This is a genomic window from Blastopirellula marina DSM 3645, from assembly GCF_000153105.1.
GTDB lineage: Bacteria > Planctomycetota > Planctomycetia > Pirellulales > Pirellulaceae > Blastopirellula > Blastopirellula marina.
Genome location: NZ_CH672376.1, coordinates 1,482,847 through 1,505,322, shown reverse-complemented (window position 1 = coordinate 1,505,322; position 22,476 = coordinate 1,482,847). Strand labels below are relative to the sequence as shown.

18 protein-coding genes and 1 pseudogene are annotated in these 22,476 nt (G+C 57.4%); 7 read left to right on the top strand and 12 right to left on the bottom strand.

Going from position 1 to position 22,476, the window contains the following annotated elements; all coding sequences use genetic code 11:
* Positions 1-67 precede the first annotated feature (67 nt).
* The gene (locus tag DSM3645_RS07885) at positions 68-802 is read left to right on the top strand and encodes a 3-keto-disaccharide hydrolase (RefSeq protein WP_002651586.1); all 735 of its coding nucleotides are present in this window, start codon (positions 68-70) and stop codon (positions 800-802) included.
* A gap of 107 nt (positions 803-909) precedes the next feature.
* Here the strand turns inward: DSM3645_RS07885 and DSM3645_RS07880 are convergent, their stop codons facing one another.
* The 4 genes from DSM3645_RS07880 to DSM3645_RS07865 form a co-directional block, all read right to left on the bottom strand.
* Complete coding sequence (locus tag DSM3645_RS07880; RefSeq protein WP_161603308.1) at positions 910-1,512, bottom strand: DUF1559 family PulG-like putative transporter; 603 nt, start codon at positions 1,510-1,512, stop codon at positions 910-912.
* 137 nt (positions 1,513-1,649) lie between these two features.
* Positions 1,650-2,414 (bottom strand): energy transducer TonB, encoded by a 765-nt coding sequence (locus DSM3645_RS27905; protein WP_002651584.1) that lies wholly within the window; start codon positions 2,412-2,414, stop codon positions 1,650-1,652.
* A gap of 24 nt (positions 2,415-2,438) precedes the next feature.
* Positions 2,439-3,224 (bottom strand): DUF2185 domain-containing protein, encoded by a 786-nt coding sequence (locus DSM3645_RS29340; RefSeq protein ID WP_002651583.1) that lies wholly within the window; start codon positions 3,222-3,224, stop codon positions 2,439-2,441.
* 38 nt (positions 3,225-3,262) lie between these two features.
* Positions 3,263-4,057 (bottom strand): DUF4198 domain-containing protein, encoded by a 795-nt coding sequence (locus DSM3645_RS07865; RefSeq protein WP_002651582.1) that lies wholly within the window; start codon positions 4,055-4,057, stop codon positions 3,263-3,265.
* 136 nt (positions 4,058-4,193) lie between these two features.
* On the opposite strand from DSM3645_RS07865, the gene DSM3645_RS07860 reads away from it, so the two are divergent.
* Complete coding sequence (locus tag DSM3645_RS07860) at positions 4,194-4,706, top strand: DinB family protein (protein ID WP_161603307.1); 513 nt, start codon at positions 4,194-4,196, stop codon at positions 4,704-4,706.
* Positions 4,707-4,845: 139 nt separating this feature from the next.
* Here the strand turns inward: DSM3645_RS07860 and DSM3645_RS07855 are convergent, their stop codons facing one another.
* The 4 genes from DSM3645_RS07855 to glgA form a co-directional block, all read right to left on the bottom strand.
* On the bottom strand, positions 4,846-5,346 hold the full coding sequence (locus tag DSM3645_RS07855) for a hypothetical protein (RefSeq protein ID WP_002651580.1): 501 nt from the start codon (positions 5,344-5,346) through the stop codon (positions 4,846-4,848).
* A 33-nt stretch (positions 5,347-5,379) separates the two neighbouring features.
* Positions 5,380-7,551 carry an alpha-amylase/4-alpha-glucanotransferase domain-containing protein gene (locus DSM3645_RS07850; RefSeq protein ID WP_040352272.1) on the bottom strand — a complete coding sequence of 724 codons (2,172 nt, stop codon included), beginning with the start codon at positions 7,549-7,551 and terminating at the stop codon, positions 5,380-5,382.
* Between the two features lie 125 nt (positions 7,552-7,676).
* Complete coding sequence (locus DSM3645_RS07845; RefSeq protein ID WP_002651578.1) at positions 7,677-8,678, bottom strand: galactose-1-phosphate uridylyltransferase; 1,002 nt, start codon at positions 8,676-8,678, stop codon at positions 7,677-7,679.
* A 141-nt stretch (positions 8,679-8,819) separates the two neighbouring features.
* Positions 8,820-10,325, bottom strand: a complete 1,506-nt coding sequence (glgA, locus tag DSM3645_RS07840) for a glycogen synthase GlgA (RefSeq protein ID WP_040351692.1) — start codon at positions 10,323-10,325, stop codon at positions 8,820-8,822.
* A 459-nt stretch (positions 10,326-10,784) separates the two neighbouring features.
* On the opposite strand from glgA, the gene DSM3645_RS07835 reads away from it, so the two are divergent.
* The 3 genes from DSM3645_RS07835 to DSM3645_RS07825 are packed head-to-tail and all read left to right on the top strand — an operon-like array spanning position 10,785 to position 13,163.
* Positions 10,785-11,351 carry an RNA polymerase sigma factor gene (locus DSM3645_RS07835; RefSeq protein WP_002651575.1) on the top strand — a complete coding sequence of 189 codons (567 nt, stop codon included), beginning with the start codon at positions 10,785-10,787 and terminating at the stop codon, positions 11,349-11,351.
* A complete protein-coding gene (locus DSM3645_RS07830) occupies positions 11,341-11,871 on the top strand; it encodes a hypothetical protein (RefSeq protein ID WP_002651574.1) in 531 nt (176 codons plus the stop codon). The genes DSM3645_RS07835 and DSM3645_RS07830 overlap by 11 nt, the downstream gene beginning before the upstream one ends.
* An 8-nt stretch (positions 11,872-11,879) precedes the next feature.
* Positions 11,880-13,163, top strand: coding sequence for a S1C family serine protease (locus DSM3645_RS07825; RefSeq protein WP_002651573.1), 1,284 nt, complete (start codon positions 11,880-11,882; stop codon positions 13,161-13,163).
* A 109-nt stretch (positions 13,164-13,272) separates the two neighbouring features.
* On the opposite strand, the gene pepF is transcribed toward DSM3645_RS07825, so the two are convergent.
* Positions 13,273-15,120, bottom strand: a complete 1,848-nt coding sequence (pepF, locus tag DSM3645_RS07820) for an oligoendopeptidase F (RefSeq protein ID WP_050769327.1) — start codon at positions 15,118-15,120, stop codon at positions 13,273-13,275.
* Positions 15,121-15,900: 780 nt separating this feature from the next.
* Between pepF and DSM3645_RS27900 the strand changes: the two genes are divergently transcribed.
* Positions 15,901-16,326, top strand: a complete 426-nt coding sequence (locus DSM3645_RS27900; protein WP_002651570.1) for a hypothetical protein — start codon at positions 15,901-15,903, stop codon at positions 16,324-16,326.
* A gap of 357 nt (positions 16,327-16,683) precedes the next feature.
* Here DSM3645_RS27900 and DSM3645_RS07805 read toward each other — a convergent pair whose 3' ends face one another.
* From DSM3645_RS07805 to DSM3645_RS07790, 3 genes and pseudogenes are all read right to left on the bottom strand, one after another.
* Positions 16,684-18,060 carry a serine hydrolase gene (locus DSM3645_RS07805; protein WP_002651568.1) on the bottom strand — a complete coding sequence of 459 codons (1,377 nt, stop codon included), beginning with the start codon at positions 18,058-18,060 and terminating at the stop codon, positions 16,684-16,686.
* Between the two features lie 719 nt (positions 18,061-18,779).
* Positions 18,780-19,100: pseudogene (locus DSM3645_RS07800) on the bottom strand (DUF1559 family PulG-like putative transporter); the annotation flags it as partial.
* Between the two features lie 262 nt (positions 19,101-19,362).
* Complete coding sequence (locus tag DSM3645_RS07790) at positions 19,363-20,433, bottom strand: GntR family transcriptional regulator (RefSeq protein WP_002651564.1); 1,071 nt, start codon at positions 20,431-20,433, stop codon at positions 19,363-19,365.
* 181 nt (positions 20,434-20,614) lie between these two features.
* On the opposite strand from DSM3645_RS07790, the gene DSM3645_RS07785 reads away from it, so the two are divergent.
* Positions 20,615-22,285: an exo-alpha-sialidase gene (locus DSM3645_RS07785; RefSeq protein WP_002651563.1), complete on the top strand. Its 1,671-nt coding sequence runs from the start codon at positions 20,615-20,617 to the stop codon at positions 22,283-22,285.
* The last annotated feature ends 191 nt before the right edge of the window (positions 22,286-22,476 follow it).

The following is a 22,476-nucleotide window of genomic DNA, read 5'->3' as shown; positions in this document are numbered from 1 at the left end:
TTTGCGCCCATCGGCATTTCCATTGCCCAAGCTTGCAATCCGTACTCAATCCACCTAATCTGGCGCTATGAATATCGCATCCAAAATCACCGCCGCGTTTGCTCTTTCGTTTCTCTCCTTGGGCTTGGCGATTGCCGAAGAGCCCGCGTCGAGCACGCTGCCTAAAGCGTTTATCGACGGTCAAGGAGACGGCTGGCGAGCGCTCGGCGAAGCCGACTTTCAGAACGTCAACTGCTTTGACGATACCTGGTCCTTCAACGATGGCGGCATCCAATGCACCGGTAAGCCGGTCGGCGTGATGCGAACCAAGCAAGAGTTCACCAACTTTGAGCTGGTCGTCGAATGGAAGCACTTGAAATCGGCCGGCAACTCCGGCGTCTTTGTCTGGACCATTCCGGCCGAAGTCGAAAAACTGACCAAGCCGGGGCTTCCGGCCGGCGGCATCGAAGTGCAGATCCTCGATCACGGCTACAAAGACGCCTACAAAAAGTCGTCCGGCAAAGAGGGAGATTGGTTCAGCACCAACGGCGATATCTTCCCGGTCGGCAAATCGAAGCTGACCCCCTTCCCTCCCCTGTCGCCCAACGGCGCTCGCAGCTTTCCTTCTAAGGAACTGAGCAAAGGGGTCGGCGAGTGGAACCACTACTACGTCCGCGCGATCAACGGCGAAGTCCGCTTGTGGGTCAACGGCGAAGAAGTCTCCGGCGGCAAAGACGCCGTACCGGCCACCGGCTATCTCTGCCTAGAGTCGGAAGGAAGCCCGATCGAATTTCGCAACCTTCGCATTCGCGAACTTCCGTAGAGCGAAGAGCGTAACAAAGAAGCTGGAGGTGCGTCGTGACGCACCTTTTTCTTTGCGCCAGCGCTAGCCCATGCCGCTGCGGCATGCGACGCCACAAGCAAGGACGATCATTCCATCTTGGTGAGCGATTCCAGATAAGTGAGAGTTGCCGTGCGGTCACGAAATATCCTGGTATCGCCATCGCCGATCTCGACCGAGCCGACAATTTGATCTCGCACCTCATCCACACTGGGCCAATCGGGGTAGCGATCCATCGGCGGCGTCACATCACGCGGCTCCATCCAATGGATACCTGAGTGCTTGATCTCAAGCACGACAAATGGCTCTCCCGGCGGCAGATAGTGACCAGTCTGGGTTACCGATGGCAAACGAACCTCTTTTTCTCGCAATTGGCCGTTGACCAACGCGACGAACACGGTCTCTTGCATTCGCGGCGAATCGTCTGGCAAATAGACTCTGCCTGCGTTGACAAGTTCGTTCGGCTCATCGCTGTCCATTCTCCTCGTTCCATCTCGCAGATCGATGTTCCGCTCACCGTTCCAAGCAGTCTCAAAATCATATTGGTCGTAAAAATTGTTCGCTTCGATCTGCGGCAAGATAAGCACGCGCCAACTATGCAGTGACTCTTCAGCATCGTTGGTGACAACGATCGGCGGGTATTCCTTGAAAATGTCACGATAAACGCCGATTGCAAAAGCAATCGTTTCCAACTTGTTGTGATTCGTCCACTGAGCGGGAGAATTCCCACAGCCCAGGAAAGCCGGGAGAACCATTGCTAGAAGCAACCGAGCGAACCAATGCAGCGGCGATCTTTTCGACTCTGCGTTAGACCATTTGCCATTCATGACTAGTTCGCTCGCAGTGAGAACGAGACCGGAATCACCACGCGCGTCGCCACATCCTGCCCTTCGCTTTGAGCCGGCGTAAACTTCCACTGCCGCACGGCGACCAACGCCGCTTGATCAAGCCGCATGAAACCGCTGGATTGATGGATCTTGGCCGCGGCGACTTCGCCAGTTTCGCTGATCGTCAAGCGAAGCAGCACGCGTCCTTCTTCGCGCCGCGCTTGTGACGTCGGCGGATAACCGGGCGCCGCGTTGGTGGGCGCCGGTTGCGGAGGAACGTCGATCCTCGCACCGGCCATGCTGTCTACGGATGGAGAAGCCGCTTCGGCCAACGCCGACTCAGGCAGCGGCTCTTTGGCGGCCTCTTTGCGCGGCAGCGGTTCAACTTGCTGCGGTTGCGACGGCTTCTGCGACGCAGCCTGCGATCGGGACATTGCGGCCGGCGCACTACGCGGCGTGTAGATCACTTCCGACGTTTCTAGCGGCAACGCAATTGCGGTCGGCTGCTTGTGCAGCTCCAACGGCGATTCTTCCTCGGTTAGTTCCGCCGGCTGCTCCGCTTCGACCACTTCCATCTCGATGGCCGGCGCTTCGATCGGCTCAGTAGCGGCGGAAGCCATGGTCGCGGTCAGAATAACGGCCCCGCCCACGTCGACCTGATGTCGCCAATCGTAGGAACGAACGCTCCATGACACCAGCGCAGCCGCCGCCGCGACATGCAGCGAAATGCTGGTGAGATAGGAGATTGTCGAAGTCCGAGCGAACATGTTTTTCTGGAGAAAAGCAGTGACCTAAGTAGCGGCGGAGGTGATCCCTTTCCAAATCGACTGAGCGACCTCCACATCTTCCGGCGCATCAAAGTAAACCGACAAATGAACGTAACCGTCCGCGTCGGCGACAAAGCAATAGAGCGAATCGACATCGACGCCGTCATGATCTTCGACCAACCGATAGGCGATTCTCAGCAACGCGCCCTCTTGCAGCTCTTGATAGTCGAACGCGGCCGAATCACGTTCTCGGGTCAGCTCGCGCAGCGTGTCGGCGGCCGAATCGCCATCTTCGGGCAACCCCCAGACGCTGGCGTAAATCGTCACGCCGGGTCGCCAGAGAACCATTTGCCCATCTTTTTCTAGCCGTTGATTGAAACGGTGCGGCAGTTGCATCGACCAGCGATCGGTCAACTCAAACAAGCCGGCTTCGAGAATGGGAAAGTCGGGGTGCAATAATTCATCCGCGTCAAAGGGACTATCGACCGCAATCAACTGACCGGCGTCCCCTTCGCGCGCATAAGCGCTGCCGATCGGCGAAGAAAGAAACGGAATGACGTCGCGATCATAATTGGCGATCGTATTGACGTCGTAGACTTCCAGGTTGCGCGCCTGATCGACGTATTCTTCCGACTCGTCGCCAGAGAAGAATCGCCATCCGCTGTCCCCCTCATTGTCAGGCGGCTCCCGGTACATGTAGCCGATCGGCATTCCATCCACCGTAATGCGGTCGGTGGCGATGCAGCCTCCCTGGCCTTCGACTAATGCTTCGATCTGATCGGCCGGCAAATGAAACTTCTTTTCGGTCACTCGTTTTCGATTCCTTCGACAACAAAAGAGAGCGGCGACTACTCGCCGCAACAGGGACAGATTTCCGGCACCAAGACGGTCAGCGTCGCCGAATAGGCGGTCTCGTCATACTCGGCCGTTTTTTCATCGGTCGCATGGTGATGCGCCACAATCAGATATTGATCGCCGGTAGTCGGCGTAAACGTGGCGATCCCTTGGGGGTCGGTCTTGCGCTCGTAGGTCTCGTCCCAGTCGGCCTTCAGCGTTGCGCGCCGCGGGACAAACGAGACGACCGTATCCGAGAGCGGTTTGCCGCGAAGCAGTAATTGAACGGTGATCGCTTGCCCTGGCCCCATCGGCGCGACGGTGCTGACCTGCGGGACCAGCTCCAGCGGATGGCCCTGCGGTTGATCAAAGCCGGCGGCGTTCTCGGCGACTTTGTCCAAAGTGTCACTGACCAGGAAGAAAGTTTTGCCGCTCTTCAAGCTGCGCACCGGATGGCCGTGATTCACGATCTTATCCAATGCGTGCGAGACCTGATAAAGCCCCGGCTTGGCGGCCGCGAACTTGGCGTTCCAGAAACCTTCTTTCGGAGCGTAACCCACATCTACCAGCTCGGGTATCAGATCGAACTCCTTCCCAGAGGGGGCCACGATATTCAGCGAGCAGCCTGCCAAATCGATCTTGCTCGCCAACTTAAAATCGCGATGATCATTGCCGTGATTGCCGAGCTTGAGATCGACATAGATCGCGTCGCCGGTCCGGATCACATTGGAGTTGGTTTCCACCCAGGTATCGTGGGCGCATAACGGCGTCGAAAAGCACAATAAGCATAACAGTGCTCGCACGAACATTCGCGGAATCCCTCAAAAACCGAGAAAATCTACGGCCAAGCTTGTAATGGAGCCGTAGAATAAAAATGATGTAACCTTCCCCATGATACCTGCGGCGCTGGTCAGGATCGATCCGCCCACCACCCACCGAGACGAAATGCCTACCGCTATTGCTCCTGTGCTCCCCCGGCACGAGGAGTTCTCGATCGACGAATTGATCGACGCCTACCAAAAAGGGGCCTCTGAAATCCGCGAAGCAATCGAAGGTATGACGGACGAGGAAATCGCCGCCAAACCGGTTGATGACATGTGGAGCACGCTGGAGGTGGTTTGCCATCTTGCCGACTGCGAGCAGTTTTTCGCAGACCGGATGAAGCGAACCGCCGCAACCGATCGGCCAGAGTTGATGGAAGTTGACGGCTATCGCTACAACGACGCGATGGATTATCAACATCACGACCTGGAAGAAGAGTTGCTGCTGATCGAAGCGACCCGTCGGCAAATGGCTCGCACTTTGCGACTCTTGCCGCGAGACGCTTGGAATCGCGTCGCGACCCTCAGCGATCTTGGCACGCTCACGCTGCGGCACTTGGTTTTACACGCAATCAATCACGTCCACCATCATCTGGAATACGTGAAAGAGAAACGCCAAGCGCTCCGCCGCGGCTAGAGATTCATTGGCATCGACCAAAGCGATCGCCGACAGCGACCGCTCTCTCTCCGGGTGATTCCCTCTCGAATCATCCTTGTCGTCGTGGAATCCTCTACTCGGCTCCGCGCCTTTCCATCCAGCGACTTCGCCCTGATTTTTATGCGAACGACGAGACGTCTCGGGATTCATTGATCAGCGCGATTTGGCGAATCGCTCCCATGTGATACGCCAAATGAGCGATTGAAGCGAAGGCGCCGGTCAGCATCATCGAATCCCACTCGTGCGGCGTTTCGCACGCTTCCAGCCAGACGCGACCGAGCGCGTCGATCTCGGCGATCAGCGCGTTCCAATCAGCGTCGCGAATCATCTTTACTTCCCAGGCCGCCGACCAATCGGCCGTCGCAAATGCGTCGGCCTCGCCGCGGAGGGTCGCCTCGATCAGCGAAAGGTGATATCGCAGATGTTCGGCATGAGCAACGATCGGCATCCGACCAGCCGCCGGAGGAGTAGAAGCCTCCAGAGCTGAATAGCGCCGGAGCAGGCGTATTAGACCGGGGTCGTTTCGATGGATGAACCAGCTGCTTTCGACCGTACCGCCATTCAGCGCTTCGCCCAAGAGAGTCGTGAGCGATTGCGCGATCATGTCCGCATGAACCATGGTATTGGATCCGCCTGGACCATGCTGGAAGTACTAGGTCGTCGCCGCTACCTCCGCTGACGGCATCCGACTTTCGGCTAGCGTCGTGTCGATTTCCAGCTTCATCGTCACGCTCCAGCGCCCTTCTTTGTCTCCCTGAATCCACCAATGCGGCATCAGAGCCACACTTTGGTGCACCAACTCAAAGCCTCCTTCGGATTGACTGACCGTCTCAATCGGGAAGGTCCACATGCTGGTCGGCTGATCGGCTTCCCAACGCACATCGATCCCCAACCATTGATCGGTCATGCCCAGCGTCGTCATCTCGTGCAGATCCAACCGTTCGCCCAACTGCCCCAATGGGTCGCTTCCTTGATGGAAATAACGATCGTCGGCGCCCGACGGCAAGCCGGCGAAATTCATCTCAACCGCAAAGTGCATCGGCTGATCTTGCGGAACTCCTTCGATCAGGTAGGCGATCTCGAGCGTCGAACTGCCGGCCGAGAGGGTAACTCCCTTGGTGATCTTCAGCGGCACGCCCCACGCGTTCCCTTCGCGGTACATCTGCACCTGAATGCGATCAGGATTGCGGCGAATCTTCGCTTCGTAGGCGCCGTCGACAAAGTCGCCGCGCTCCTGGGCTTCGCCGTTGGCGACCAATTCGGGAGCGACGTCATTGTCATAGAAATGATCGATCAAGCTTTTTCGAGCGTAAGAGTCGTACTGCAAACGTTCGTCGAGCCCTTCCTGCTTGAAGACGACCCGATCATGGATGCTGGCGACATCGCCGCCGGCAGCCGACGGCCCAGCCAACACTTTGCGGTGATACGCTTCTGGGCGACGCGTCAGCGTGGCGAGCAGATTGTGGCAAATCGTGCGGACGTCCAACTCGTACATCATCCCCCCTTGAGCCGGGGCGAACAGCGCGAGCAGCTTCTCGTCGACCAGTTTGATCTCTTGGCGAGCGTCAAAGTTGAAGTCGGCCGCTTCGGCGTCAATGTAGCTCGCTGGCTGCCCGACTGCGGCGTCGATGAGATTGTCGGCGGCAATCAGAGCGGTGTAGACGGCATTGCGCAGGTGAGGCAGATAGACGCCGCCAAAGGCGCCGTGCCAATAGCTGCAGTTGCATTGCCCTCGGTACAGCTCGGTCTGGGCCAGGTCTAATTGGGCCTGATCGACATCGCTCTGGCGACGCGCGGCGTCCAATCGCTGGCTGACCGCCATCATGCGGCTATACATCTCGTCCGTTTCGGGATAACGAACTTTGAAGTTCCGCCAGTAGCCGCCTCGGACGAACTGCTTGATGCGCGGCCAGTTCGGTTCGTGTTCCAGTTCGTGCACCAAATCTTCATAGGCGACTTGTTGCGGCACCGGCAACACCCATTCGGTCATTTCGCGGTAACTACCTTCCGGCAGAAAGACCTTGCCGACCGGCGGCAACCCATCGACGGCTTCGGCCAGCGTTGTCGTATGGATCCAATCTTTGTTCTTTTCGAGCGCCGTAAAGAAGTCGTTCAACCAGCCCCGATCGTAGACATGCGCCTTGGTATCCGGCCAGGTGCCGAACTTCTCGCCGTCATCGCCAAACACGACGACGCTGTTCGGATGATTCTCGGCGATTCCTCGCAGATAGGCGATCGTGTCTTGCGGCGGTGCAAACGGCAGCAAATAACGCATTCGTTCGCTGCCGGGGAAGATCGAGAGCAGCTTTCCCGCTTCTTCCGTGACGTAGTAGCCATACAGATCGTCTTGCTGAACGCCCGCATTTTTGAAATGGAAGTCATCCAACAGCGTATAGCGAATTCCGGCCTCGGCGATGTCCGAGGTGAGCTGCTGCTCCCAGACGCGTTCCGGCATCCACATGCCGCCGATCGTCGCTCCCAGGCGATTCTCGAGCCACTGGGTGTAAGTCCGGATCTGACCGACGCGATCGCGGCCGGGGATCATCGTCAGGATCGCTTCGTAGAAGACGCCGCCGATGATCTCGATGCGGCCCGAACGCACATGAGCGGCAAGGCGATCGAGATACTCAGGATGATGGAGGTCGAGCCATTCCATCAACGGCCCGCTGGTATGCAGACCGATTTTGATCGCGTCCGAAAAGCGATCAAAAACGTCCAAAAACGGCAGATAGCTGTCTTGATACGCCTGTTCAAAGACGCCGTCAAAGTTGCCGATCGGCTGATGATTATGAAGCACAAGGCAGAGGCGGATCGAGTTGCTCATCGCTTGGTCGTTCAAGAGAAAGGTGAATGCGACTGCTATCTTTACTGATCGGCAAAATTGCCGCCGACGTGAGAGCTTTTCAAGGTTGCGGTCGCCATGATTAACGGCGACGCTGCGGATCTGCCCTACTGCGCCGATCGCATCAGCGCTGCAGCTCGTTCCGGCGGAAGAGGATTCACAAACATCCCAGTCCCCCACTCAAAACCGGCTTGCGTTGTTGCGCGCGGCAATATCACTAAACGCCAGTGATAGTAAGCCTGCGCATTTATGTCAAACGGAGTCGTGTGAATCAGATAGTTGTAAGCCGAGAATTCTAACGCATTTTCGATTTGTGACACGCAGCGCTGAGTAAGCTGGGCAAGCTGTTCCAATCGTGCAAGATCGACCCCGCAAAAGTCGCTATCCGCTCGCCGCGGCAAAATCCAGGTCTCCAGCGGCACGCGAGACGCAAATGGGCAGAACGCGACAAAGTGGTCATCGGCGTAGACAATCCGCTCGGCCGCCGCTAATTCTCGTTCAATCAACTCCGCCCAATAAGAACGGCCATAGCGGTCGAAATAGTCGCGGCTCGCCGCCAACTCTTGCTGCACCCGCAACGGAGTCCGCTCGGTCGCCATGATCTGGCTATGGCTATGCTCCAGCGAAGCTCCGCCGCCCGCTCCGACGTTTTTAAAGATTTGCGCATAAGCGTAACGCCCCTCACTTTTTAGGGCGTTGAGCCGAGCTTGATAGGCGAGAAACGTCAATCGGGCGTTCTCGGGCGAGAGCTCAGAGAAACTAATCTGATGCTGCGGAGACTCAATCACCACATCCTGCCAACCGCTCGCTGACTGACGGGGAAAGAACTCGTCGCCGCATTGCGCCTCGCCGGGCTGCTCTTCGCGGTCGAACGCCGGAAAGCGATTGGGGACGACACGAACTTGCCAGCCGGGACCATTGGCCGGCGAATCGTGCGGGCGAGCCGCCCATAACTCGGGCGGGGCCAGCTGCTCGGCCCCTTCGCAAAAGGGGCAAGCGAGCGACTTCGCGACCGGGGGCGAATGGTCCCATTGTTGCGGACGCTCAGCGCGCCGCGCAGCGATGACAACTTCATAACCCAACAAAGGCTCGCGGCGAATCTCGCTCATAAGGTCCGTCTACGCGTTGATTGCGGCCAATTCCGGCAGCCACTGCGACTGCGTCGCGAAATAGCGTTGCGTCACGCAACGTTTCATGAGGGCGCTACGGCTCTGTGAGCCGTGCTCCCCATTTTCTAGCCGTGATCGCGACTAGCGTTTCTTCTTGGCGCCGTCCACCATTTTCAGCTTGCGGGCAACCGTTTCTTCAAACAGCCGCACGTACTCGACGGCGCTGCGCTTCCACGACCAGTCTTGTTCCATGCCGGTTTCGACGATCTTTTTCCAGGTCGGCTTGTCGCTCTGATAAATTCGGCAAGCACGATGCAACGTATCGGCCAAAGCGTGCGAACTGTACTCGCGGAAACTGAAGCCGTTGGCCGTACCTTCGGCCAACGTCTCTTCGTCCGCATCGGTGATCGTGTCGGCCAGCCCGCCTGTCTCGCGCACGACCGGCACGGCGCCATATTTCAGGCTGTAGAGTTGGTTCAACCCACATGGCTCGTACAAACTGGGCATCAAAAACATGTCGGCGCCCGCCTCGACGCGTCGAGCTTTTGCTTCGCAGAATTCAACTTTGACGCCTACTTTGTCTGGGTATTGCTGGGCCAGAGTCGAAAGCTGGTTTTGGTGGCCCGGTTCGCCGGTTCCCAGAATGACCCACTGCGTATTACGCGTGCGGGCCCACTCTTGAATGACTTCGGCAACCAGATCAAATCCCTTTTGATCGGCCATGCGGCCCACCATGCCGATGATCGGCGCCTGGGGATCGGTCGGCAAATTGAACTCTTGCTGCAGCGCCTTTTTGCAGGCCGGTTTCCCCATTTCCCAATCGTCGATGCCGAATTTTACGGCAATCGCGTCGTCGGTCTCGGGATTCCATTTGTCGTAGTCAACGCCGTTCACGACGCCGGACAAGACCGCAGCGCGATCGCGCAAGACTCCTTCCAGACCGCAACCGAGCGGACTGCTTTGGATCTCTTGTCCATAGCGGGGACTAACCGTGCTGATCGAATCGGCGAAGACGATGCCGGTCTTCAGGAAGTTCAGATGGCCGTAGAACTCCATCTGGTGCATGTTGAAATACTTCCAGTCGAGTCCGGTCAGGACCATGTCCCAGTGCCAGAAATTGCCCTGGTAAGCCATGTTGTGAATCGTCAGCAACGTAGCGATCTTTTCGTAGCCATGCGTCGCCGCGTACTCGATGTCCAAGTAAGCAGGCGCAAGCCCGGTTTGCCAGTCATTGCAATGAATCACGTCGACCGGCAATTCAAGTAGGCGAATCGCTTCGAGAATGGCGCGCGAGAAGAAGACGAACCGCTCACAATTGTCTTGGTAGTCTTCGCCGTCTTCCCGATATAGTTGAGGGCGATCGTAATATTCGTCGTTTTTTACAAGGTAAACGGGAACATCCGAGCCGGGCAAATAGCTCTTTAAAAGCTGACCACTGACGACCTTGCTGCCGATCGGCAGGTCGAAATGAATGGGCAGTTCTTCAATCGGCTGACCGCATGTAAAGGTTTGCCGGAACGCGGGCATGATCACCGCGACATCTTGGCCCAAACGACGCAGTTCTAAGGGGAGAGAACCACATACATCTGCCAATCCGCCAGTTTTGGCGAACGGATAAACCTCACTGCTGGCGAGTAGAATATTCAAAGTCGCCAAACTCCTGGGGCGGGGCTATCTAAGGTGGAGACAGCAAAGGTGCGAAAAATAATAACACACAGACGCATTGTTCGGTAAGACAACAGGAAAGATTGGGGGATTCCGAAAAATGCGCAGATCAAAAGCTTTGCGAAATCTTCGACGTTTTTGCAGGGGTGCAGGTCAACTCGAATCGCATTTGGCTAAAGTGTTGCACAGTATTGGGTTACTTGCAAATCCATCTCTTTCGACGCCGGGGAAGCGGGCAGGTTACGCAATCTGCCTACGTAATTGAACTTACGCCCGTGGGGAGGGCACTAACGTATGTATGGAGAGATCAGGCCAAGTCCGACAGCCAACCCAGGCAGGAAAGATTGCAGGGCGTTAATATACCGTTAAATCGAAACCGATGCGGCGTTACTTCGCCTTGGATTGCCTAGCCTGCCAACGGAGCTTCAAGAAAATTTTTTCATGAAAATTTGTGGACTTGATGTCGAAAAGCTGACCTCCCTCTATTTCGACCGGATTCACCGGGCGGCGCTGCTGATGAGCGGCAATGCCTGGGACGCCGACGATTTAGCGCAAGAGGTCTTTTTGATCGTCGCCAATGACCCGACCAAGTTTGAAGGACGCAGCAGCCATTACACCTATCTGTACGGCATTCTGCTGAACTTGGAGCGCCGGTTGCGCCGGAAAAGGCGAATGCATCAGGAAAAAACCGAAAAGCTGGCTCAACGTCAGGATGGTCCCACGGCGGCCGTCGCGGCGGATGTGCCGGTCGTATCGGAAGAGTGGAAGCGAAGTCTCTGGAGCGTTGCGGCCGAATTGCCCGACGGACAACGTCAGGCGATCGTCCTTCGTTTTGGCGAAGAACTTCCGTATCAAGAGATTGCCGACATCTTAGGGTGCCCCCTGGGAACGGTAAAAAGTCGCATTTTCCATGGATTGGGCACGCTCAGAAAACTAGTTGCCGAAAGCCCCGGCCAACTACGCGAAATCCCGCGCGAACTTGGAGACGCACAGTCTGATGTCATCTGAACCTCGAATTTTTGATCCCGATGAGCATGATGATGTTCATCTCGAAACCGAACTGCCGGAAGCGGAACTCTCGGATGAAGCGTGGGAAACCGCCGCGCTGCCCGATGATTTGCTGTTGCTGGGCGATCAGCTGCGCTGTGACGCGACCCGTCTGCACGAGTCGCATCGCGCCGATCGCTTGCAGCACGAACTGCTCCGTCCCGAACGAGCGCAACGCGCCGAGACCCTGGTTCCGGCTCGCGGAATTTCGGCTTGGCTCCCCCTGCTCTGGCTGCTGCCGGTCGTCTTGATCACCGCCGCGCTCGTCTCCAACGGCCAACCAACGGTTCCCCGCATTCCCGCTTCTCCCGCGGTCGCGGTGACCCCCAGCGTCACGCCGCAGGCTGAATATTCGCCGCAGGTTTACTCGGTTTCGTTGCCGGCCGAAACACCCTCCCAGCATGGCCCCAGCGCCGCTGAACTCGACGCACTGCTTGATTTGATGCAGAACGAGACCGCTTCCGTCGCCGTTTCGCTTTAAAGCCGCTTATGAATTTGAAGTCGACAATTCGATTTGCAGCGCTGCTGTTGGCGCTCGGCGCCGCAGGCTTGGTCCATGCCGCAGAACTACCGCAGTTCGAAACCGCCGTCCAACAGCTGGCCGCCGCGACGGTCACGGTGCGAATGATCGCGCTGTCTGCCGCGCCGCCAGCCGGCGAAGCCGATCCTTTGGCCAAACAACCGAAGTCCCCGTCGCGCGTGACCGTTTGCACCGGCGTCGCCATCTCCGCCAAACAGATCGTCACCTGCTTGCGTTACGAATCGGGCAGTCGACTGCGCGTCACGCTGGCCGATGGACGTCAAGCCGACGCCGAACTCAAGGTGATCGATCACTTTTCCACGCTCGCCATTTTGCAACTCCAAGATCTCGAGGTTCCGCCGATCTCGCTCGCCGCACAAGATCCCGCCGCCGGTCGGTGGGTCGTTTCGGCCGCCGGCTGGGGCGCCGCGCCGGCGGTTCAGACCTTTGGCATGATCGGCGCCGTCGATCGTCAAATCCCCGGCGCCGATTTGCCGCCGCTGCTGGAGTGCGACTTACGCGGCGCCGCGACCGCCGCCGGATCCGGCATTGTCAATCCAGACGCGACCTTAGCCGGCATCGTCGTCGCCGTGCAAAAGCCAAATGACGACGCTCCGCGGACGTACGCCGTGCCGAGCAAACATATCCAGCGTCTGCTCGCCTCCCAAGCGGCCGACAAAGTCATCGTCTTGCAGCGTCGTCGTCCTACCTTGGGACTGACCCTCGCAGCCGGCTCCAAGGCCGAGACGGTCGTTGTTGAAAAAGTCGCCGCCGATGGCCCCGCCGCTCAAGCCGGCATCGCCAAAGGAGATCAGGTTCTCGCCGTCGACGGACTCTACATTCGCTCGGTCTATCAAGCGATCGGCCCGGTTCTCGCCAAACAGCCCGGCGACAAAATTCGCCTGAAGGTGCTGCAAGGCGAAAAGCTGGCGCTCGTCGAAGTCACCCTCGGCGGCGGAGTTGAGTTTCCCAATCAACTGGCCCAGCTCGGCGGCGATCGCCGCCTGCTGACCGATCCGCGGATCGAACTAGCTCGCTTGGCCGCCAAGGATCCCAATCTTCAAGATCCTTTGGCCGCGATGGAAGTCGCCGGCGAAGATGAACAACCGGTCGACCCCCGCGACGAACAAATCGAAATCTTGCAACGCGCGATCGATCGCTACGCCAAATTGATTGAGTTCTACCAACAGCAGCTCGACGCCCAACGCGACAAAGTGAAGCAGTTGGAAGCCAAGCAAGCGACCGCCGACTAATCGTCGGCGATTTCACGTCGTTTACAGCGTAGGGTCCGCTGTACGGACCATCTTTTTAACGTCGAGTCCAACGCACTACGTTGGTCCGCAAAGCGGACCCTACGACTTCTTACAGCAAGGTATCGAGTTCGTCGACCAAGCCTTCAAAGTGGGTCAGCGCCGTTTCGACTGCCGTCGGTTGCTCCATATCGACGCCTGCGTCTCGCAGCAGGTCGAGCGGGTACTTGGAGCAGCCTCCCTTGAGGAACGTCAGGTAGTCGTTCAGTTCGCTCGCGCCGCCGTTCAACACGCGTTTGCTCAGCGCAATTGCGGCCGAGAGTCCAGTCGCGTACTTATAAACGTAGAACGCACGATAGAAGTGCGGAATCCGGAAGCACTCGAGCGATAGATCGTCGTCGATGACGAAGTTCGGGCCGAAGTACTTCTTCAGCAGTTCTAAGTAGGCCTCTTGGAACGACCGCACGGTGAGCGGTTCGCCGGCTTCGCACATCGCGTGCGTGATCTTCTCGAACTCGGCGAACATCGTCTGGCGAATGATCGTGCCGCGGATCGCGTCGATGTCGCGATTGACCAGGTAGGCTCGTTCACGATCGTCCCCCGCGTTTTCCTGCATGTACTGGCTAAGCAACTGTTCGTTGAACGTGCTGGCCACTTCGGCGACGAAGATCGTGTAGTTGTAGTACTGATACGGCTGATTTCCGGCCGAATAGTAGCTGTGCATCGAGTGTCCCGCTTCGTGAGCGAGCGTAAAGACGTCGTCCAACACGTCCGGTTTGTAGTTCATCAAAATGTACGGCGCCCCATCGAAGGTGCCGCAGCTGAACGCGCCGCTTTGCTTGCCGGCGTTCGGATAGCGATCGCTCCAGCGGGCCTTGGTCAGCCCGTCTTTCAGGACGTCGCAATATTCCGTTCCCAGCGGAATCAGCGCGTCCATGATCGACTCGACCCCTTCATCCCACGTATGGCGCGACTTGATCTCGCTCAGGATCGGCACATAGGTGTCGTAGTGATGAATGTCGCGCAGTTTCATTTTGCGGCGACGCAATTCGTAGTAGCGATGCAGCGCAGGCAGATGATTGTGGACCGACTCGATCAGGTTGTCATAAACCGATTGCGGCACGTCGTCAGCGTACAGCGCTTGATGGATGGCGCTGTCGTAGCCGCGGACTTTGGCGTAATAGACGTCGCGTTGGATCGAACCGGACAAGGTCGCCGCGAGCGTATTCTCGTGCCCCTTGAACTGGGCGTAGTATTGATGGAACGCCGTTTTGCGAACGTTGCGATCGCTCGATTGGAAAAACTCGCTCAGGTTCGAGTTCGCCAGTTCGACCTCTTCCCCTTTTTCGTTCTTCAGCGTGCCGAACTTCATGTCGGCGTCCAGCAACTGACGAAACGCCTGACCGGCGGCCGAGGACATTTCGCTTTGCATCGCCAAGATGCGTTCTTCTTTTTTGCTGAGCGTGAATTTTTTGAAGCGGGTCAGTCGTTCGACCATCAGTCGATACGGCTTCATCGGCTTTTCTTCCAGCAGTTCGGCCAGGCGCTTGCCCGGAATCGACTGAATCTCAGGCGAAATGTAACTCGCGGCCTGGCCCAGTTTACTGCCAACCGACTGATACCGAGCGATCCGCCGCTGCGAATCATCATCGGCCTGATTCTCGGTCGTCTTCAAAAACGCGTAAGTGCCGACCCGCTCCAACAAGCGATCGACGTCCAGGTCAAACTTCAAACAAGCGGCCAGGGCGGCGCCGCTTTCGGCCAAGGTTCCTTTGAATTTCTCGAAGCCCTTTTCCTTTTTGGCAAGCTTGGCGAAATCCTTTTCCCACGCCTCCGGCGAGTCATACAGACTCGCCAGGTCCCAGGTATCGCTCACGGCGACTTCGCTGCGCTGCGGCAGGGATTTTGATTTCGACTTCGATTTCAAAGACTTCTTCGCTGTTTTCTTCTTGGCGGCCATCAATTTCCTCGACAATATGTTGCAGGTCTGGTCGCAATCGTATCGGGCTACGCCGCGTGCGAAAAGGGAGACCCTAGTAAAGATTGGCGTCTTACGAGAGAAGAATCGATCACCGCCAAGCCTTCGAGGGTAAACGATAAGTCACTACAAAACGTTCTACCCCAGAGGGCAATTCACCCCGGACCCTAGGACCGGACCGCTCTTCTTTATTTTCGTCGCACCGCTTCCCTTGGGCCGCATGTTAAATTGGGCGATTTGGCAGCCGATGCCAAGCCGTTGGATTGGACGGTTGGACTGGACCGGACCGCTCACGTTTTTTTTCGTCGAAATCCCCCCACTTTGCCCGAGCGTTAACTTGGGCAGTTTATCTACCGGTACCGAGTCGTTGGACCGGACCGGACCGCACGCTTTTTTTTCGTCGAAACGTCCCAACTTGCCCGGGAGTTAACCTGGGCAGTTTGAGTATTGACGCCGCGTCGGTGGACTGGACTCGTTTTTTTCATCGCTCCCCGTTTCCATTGGCTCGTGCGTTGACTTGCGCAATTTAGGAACTGATGCCGAACCGCAGGATCGGACCGGACATGGGTAACGCGGATCAGTTGTCTTACCGTCCCGCTGGTCCCCCGCTCAGTAAGCCGGCGCGCACACCGCCGGACCTTTCAGTCAATCGGCAGGCCGTGCGCAATGTCAATCGACAATATTTGACTTACCTGCGCCGCAAATGTTAGGAAACGCGGTGCAGAATTCGCCTCCCACCTTTTCCGAGAGTGATGACAACCGATGGATCTATCGAAGCGGAAAGCGTTAATCGAGCACATTCAGTCGATCGGCGGACTGGGGATGTCGGCGCCGGCTCCGGTGGCGCCGCTCCACCTGTTCTTTGACGGCAATGACGACTACGGCTCGATCGGTTGCAATCTGACCGATCATCCAGGCCCCCAAGGATTTTACGAAACGCTACGTTCGATTCACCAACGGAGCGATGTCGTTGACGTCCTGGTTCAAATCTACGAAATCGAGGAAGACGACGTCACCATGTGGCCGTTCTCCGAACGGGTGTTTATCGTTACCACGGCCGATCGAGAAACGATTGCCGAACTACTGACCCGCTTACAACCGACCGACATTGAAAGCGAATACCCGCTTCCGCCGCATGCCGAACAACCGCCGGAAGATTGCGTTGTGTATGCAGTCTGGTGGGACTGACAATTCTGTCCTCTCACAGGAAGCGTCGCGCCGATGAATCGCAGCGGGCGTCGCGTCCTCAGCTCGTTTTTTTGTTGAAGTGGCCCGATTGGCTAAAAGAGAAGAATCAAACATGGCGAAGCCACGGCTGAAGAACGGAAAAACAGGGCGGGAAGGTGAACAGCAAGACCATGGAGAAGGTCTGGCCGAAAAGCATTTGATGAATTACGAATGGGAGTGCGCCTGATTGAGCAAGTCAGCACCATCTCGTTTCTCACCGTGTCTTTGCGTCCTTTTTCCATGGCATCCATGTTCTATTTCTTACGCACCTGCCAAAAAGCGCAACGTCAACACGCGCGCCGCAACCGAGGGAAGTCGTCATTCGTTCTTCCCCATTCGTTGCGCCGTTCGCCGCACGCCGTTTTGGAACAATTCGACCGAGACGCCGCGTCCTGACTTATCGACCTGAAACGTAAGCGTTGCGTCCACAACCTTGTAAAACCATTCCGTCTCACTGCGAGGATAGACCCGCAGCATGGACTGTCCGGTCAGACCGACCAGCAATTTGTTTCCCTGGACTGACACCGTGAACACGGCGCCAGGCGCCAACTGATACTTGCCCGTTAGACGCTCCATCTTTTCGGGCGATACCTCGACCAGCTTGGCGAACTCGCGCGGCTTCTCGTCGACGCCGGCCACCATGCGCATCAGTTGCTCGGCCAGCACGTCAACCTCGCCGGTCGCCGTGTTGGCCAGAACGACCACCGCAGCGTCGAGCTTGCGACTGACGAAGATGGACGAATGATAGCCGCCGGTCTGACCGCTATGCCAACGCGTCGAGCCGTCGTGCGCAACGTGCCAGCCCAGCCCCATGGCAAAGTCATTCGCGTCGAGCGGTTGCTGTTGAATCCGCCAGGCGAGGTCGATTGCGACGCCCAGTTTTCCCGCAGGCGGATCCAACTGAGCCTGAGCGAACTTGAGCAAATCATCGACATCGCTGCGAATCCCCCCGGCGCCGGCAAACACGTCAAAGTCCCAGGTGCGCCCCGGTGCGCCTCCGTCGACATGCGGCGACGCCAGACGATTTTGTTGTTTGGCGCTGAGCACGATTTGCGTCTCGTCTAGCTGAAGCGGCGTCGCGATCCGCGTTTGCAACAGCGTCGCATAATCGGTCTTTTGGTCTGCGGCCAACAACATGCCGAGCAGCGCGGTCCCCAGGTTCGAGTATTCCATATTCTCGCCGGGCTTCTTCCGCGGTTGATATTGCGCGAGAAACTCGGCCATGTTTTCGCTCGTATATTCGGCGTACGGATTCGGATCGGCCGCTTTCAGATTGTCCGGCAGCCGCGGCAAGCCAGAAGTGTGCGTCGACAAATGCCAGAGCCGAATCGGCGCCACCTCATCTCGGCGACGCATCGAGAATCCCGCCGGCAGCAACTCTTCAACCGGCGTGACGAGTGACACGCGGCCTTCGACCACGGCGTCGGCCAACAGCAGACCGGTAAACACTTTGGAGATCGAGCCGATCTCGTAGATCGTTCGTCCATCGGGAACCCGGGAATCGTCGGCCGAGAGTTTGCCATATCCGCGGACGACGGTTTTGTCTCCTTGGATGATTCCAATCGACATGCCGACGACGGTTTCGCTGTCGATGTAAGGTTTCGCCAGGCGGTCCACTTGCTGGGCCAGATCGGCCGCTTGGCTTATCGACGCGATCAGCAGTAAGAGGATGGCGATCGTTGCAGAAGTTTTCATGAGGCGCCTCTTACTGGAAATGCACAGTTTAGCAGGGTGGGTAGAGCAATCGCAAATGACTCTGCAACGCTCGCCTGCGCAACCCACCTCTTACCGCTTGAAGTTGAAGATCGCAGCTTGCGGGGTTTCGCTTCGCTGCATCCAACCGACATAGCAAACCGCTTACTCGACTGATGTTGCCGCAAGTTGGCTACCACACCCGCCGCTGCAACTTGGCCAGCAACGGCTGATCGGCAGCCGAGACCGCCAAGACTTGCAAAAGAATTTGTTCCCATGGAGTTGTTGGGCGTTGCCCTGAAAATCGTTTTCCCAATTATGTCGCCAAATAAAGGGAAGGTCGAGCGTTTTCTCCATTGAATCCGGCGTCTGACGCGCGGGCTAGTTCAATTCGAACTTCAGTTCATTCTCGCCCGGTTCGATCGCTGCGCTTCAGTTGCTCGTGGCCGGGTTGGCGTAGTGAGCCGGCAACAAGTTTTTTTCGCGGGGAATGCCGGGAGAGCTTCCCGGCGCGGAGGCGTCGGCTTTTACAACGGGGCCATCGTCTTCGCTTCGTTGAGCAACCTGCGAGAAACGACACAAAGAGAGACGCAAGCGCTCCTCGCCGCAGATAAGCCCAGGCGGGATGCGTAGCCGACGACGTGACGATCGTTCCCAGCTCAAACATAGGAGTACTCTCCACATCTTCTCGAATCGGATTCAAAACCAAGGGACGTGGGAAACTAAGGCAGACTTGGGACTTCTCCCCCTGCTTTGGAAGCGGCCGTACGATACGCCACGCCGTCGATGGTTTCTGGCAGAAAACGAACCGATCCATCGCACAACAAAAACTCGGCGCCGCCAGGATGAAAACTGCGGAAGGCGATATTCTCCTTCCAGTGAGTCCCGGTGGGGCCCAGCGTTCCGTTCATGAAATCACGATTGCGATGATTGATCGGATATGCCGTACTAGAGAAGCAGGTCGCTCCCCAGTTTTGCCACTCGCTCCACGCACCGATGCATTCGCCCACCAGATACGTATTGGATAAGCCGTCGGTAATCTCTGCGAACTTGGCCGAATAATCTCAGGCGCCGATGACGCCGCGGGGGAATTCCAACGAATTGCCGGCGGTTGTGGTGGGCAGAACGCCGACGCCGCCGACGCCGCTTCCCGAGCTTGCTGCACGGCAGGCGACAGCAACGCGATCAGCACGCCGATGATTGCAACTGCGACTAAAAGTTCCACGAGCGTAAAACTTGCTTTTCACTGCACCACTTTTAAAAGGCTCAGAAATAACGAAGGAGGTAAATGGGATTTCTACCAGACTAGGCGGTCGGTTCAATCATTTCGACAGGCAGCCGACGCACGGGTATTTGAGGGGCGTCCCCTTGGGATTGCTCGACGAGAACTTTCGCCAGAAGTGCGCCGACCGAATCGGGCGAGTCGATCGTGCGAATCGATTTCCAGGGCAACCGCGCCTGGCTGCGACCATAGACTTCCGATACGACGATCTTTGTCTTTTTCGCTTCCGGTTGCTGCAAAGTCGTCAGCATCCTGGACGCCGCTTCGACCAACGGTTGCGATCGGCAAATCAGTCCGGTGGCCTCGTGCAGGTGAATCAAATCGCGTGTCGCGTATTGAATCGCCTGGTCGTCGGCGGGAAGAAACCGGACGGTCAAATCGCTCGGCGTCAGGCCATGTTCGGCGGCTGTCTTCCAGATGGAATCCAGAAACGAATGGTCACCCGGCAAAATCCTATCTCGCATTAGGACGCCGATCTTCTTCACGCCTTGCTGGATCAACGACGTCATCAGCAGCTTGCCTGCCGCGAAGTGATCGTTGTCGATCGAAGGAAGCGACTGAATCGACGGAAATCGTGAACCAAAAATAACGCTGGGCAAGCCGCTCGCTTGAAATAAACGCTGCGAGGTCAACGACGAGCGAATCAGAACGAAGCCGTCAGCATACGGCGAACGAGCCGTCGTCGCGATGAGGTCGGAAACCCACTCCGCGTCTTCACTGTCAGGCAAGTGGTTAAACTCGATCTCGGCATGGGGCAGCACGCTTTGGATGCCGACAATTACCCCGTCCATCATCTTGCCTTCGGTCGCCAAGCAAGCCTTGTTCACGACCAGATGAACGCGATCGATCGAACGCTCGTTACCAGCGTGAATGCCGTTCGCAACGAATGTTCCTCGTTTCTGACGACGCGTTAGCACATTGCGTTGCACCAATAGCTGCATCGCTCGGTTGGCCAACGTGGTGCTTACTCCGAGCATTTTGGCCGCATCGGCCGTGCCCAAATAGGGTTCGCCGGAATGCAAGCCGCGCCCCTCGATATCGGCGTGAAGTTGCTCGGCAAGTTGAATGACGCGGGGTTTGGCTGCGGTTTCCATAGTACTTAAGCTATCGCGGTTTAAACGAATTGCAATATTTATTTCCAACCCAAGCAGGAATATTTCTAATTCGTTTGAAAATAAATCCACGGGACATTACAGTGACCTTAGCGAGCTTTGAACGCAGTTCGCATAGCCCCGCCTCCTTGTCCACCTTCGACTTACGAATGGAAATTTACCCATGCCCTGGATTCCCCCTCGATTGCTGGCGACGCTTTTCGCGCTGTCGCTCTCATTCTGTTCGTTCCCTGTGTTTGCCGAGTCGCTCCACGCCATCGAAGGCGGCGTGGCCCAGGAAGTCCGCTTCGACGGGCTCGCCTGGAAGAGCACGGAGTCGGGATTGCAGGGGCACGGCATAGGGACCGTGGCTTGGGCCAATCGTTCGATCATCGGCCCCGACGCAACCGTTCGCGTGCGGCTCTCGTTGAACGAACTTGATCACACGGCGGCGTCCATCTCGTTCGGATACGGCAACCAGTTTGGTTTTGATGGCAAAGAGCAGGCCCTCTTTGTCCAAGGGCCCGCCTTTGGAAACGCGACCACCTATCTGGGCCCGGCGAAGTCGAAGATTCAACCGAACCAAACATTTCTATGCGAGCTGAAGTCTGATCAGGGACGACTCCAGATTTTGATCGATGGCGAAGAAGTCTACGAAGGGCCCCTCGCGCAACCGCTGGGCTCGATCGGCCTACGCCCTTGGCGTTCTTCGATGACCGTGCAAGAGTTCACGCTGGCAGGAGATCTTGGCGCGGGGAATTGGTTGCCCAGTACGCAAGGGCAAGAGATCACCGTTCCCACGATCGATATTTCGGACGATGCCGCGCGGCAGGTGGTTGTTGCACGCGGCACGAAGGACGTTTACCAGGGGCATCCGACCACGTTGTTGATGCCTGATGGCAAAACGATCTTCGCCGCTTGGACCTACAATCACGGCGGCGCTTGCGGCCCCTTGAAACGTAGTGATGACGGCGGCCTGACCTGGAGCGAACTGATCGATGTGCCCGACAACTGGCGCACCGTTCGCAACTGCCCTTGTCTGCATCGGTTGGTCGATCCCGCAGGCGTCGCACGGCTGTTTGTATTTGCGGGCAATGGAAACATGGTTCAATCGATCTCGTTGGACGAAGGCCAAACCTGGTCGGAGATGAAACCGAACGGTTTGCGATGCGTCGTCGCTCCCATCACCATACTGCCCATCGCCGGCGGGAAACGTCACTTGGCCCTCTACCATCGCGGGGCGGGCGATAAGGATCGTCCACCGCTTCAGCTTTGGCAATCAATCTCTGAGGATGGGGGTTTGACGTGGGGGGATGAACGGATGGTCGCCGCTGTCGAGGGCGCCAATCCATGCGAACCCTTCCTGCTGCGTTCGCCTGATGGCAAGCAGATCATGTGCTTGATCCGGGAAAACGCGAGTCGTTTGAACACGCTCGTGATGGTCAGTAACGACGAAGGAGAAACCTGGTCCGATCCGCAAGAAGTGAATTCGGCTCTGACGGGCCATCGCCATTGTGCACGTTACACGGAAGATGGTCGGCTGCTGATCGTGTTTCGGGATGTCGCCAAGTTAAGTCCCACCTATGGCCATTTCGTCGGTTGGGTCGGCTCGTACGACGATATCCTCGCCGGCAAGGCCGGAGAATACCGCGTGCGTTTGCTCAAGCATCATGGCCGCAAGCTAGACACTGGTTACCCCGGCTTGGAACGCCTACCCGATGGGACATTCGTCGCGACCACCTATGTCGGCTATCGCCCTCGCGAGAAGAATTCGGTGGTCGCAGTTCGCTTTCGGATCGAGGAAACCGATCGAATCGCCGCCGAAGCGTCCCCTGGAAATGCAACCGGTAAGTGATCTTGTCGGCGGTCCGCGAACGCGGCGCGAGTCATCGAGGGACGGTGAAGCCAACCGTTCTAAAGTTCGCAACTCGCGTCGACCAAGACTCGCTTGCGCCGCTCGCCTCTCGCCGCTTACAAGTAGACTCCGTCACAAGGTGGGCTGCGCTTGGCTGCGCCCCACCTTCGTGTTTGGAGTGGCGCGTCAGG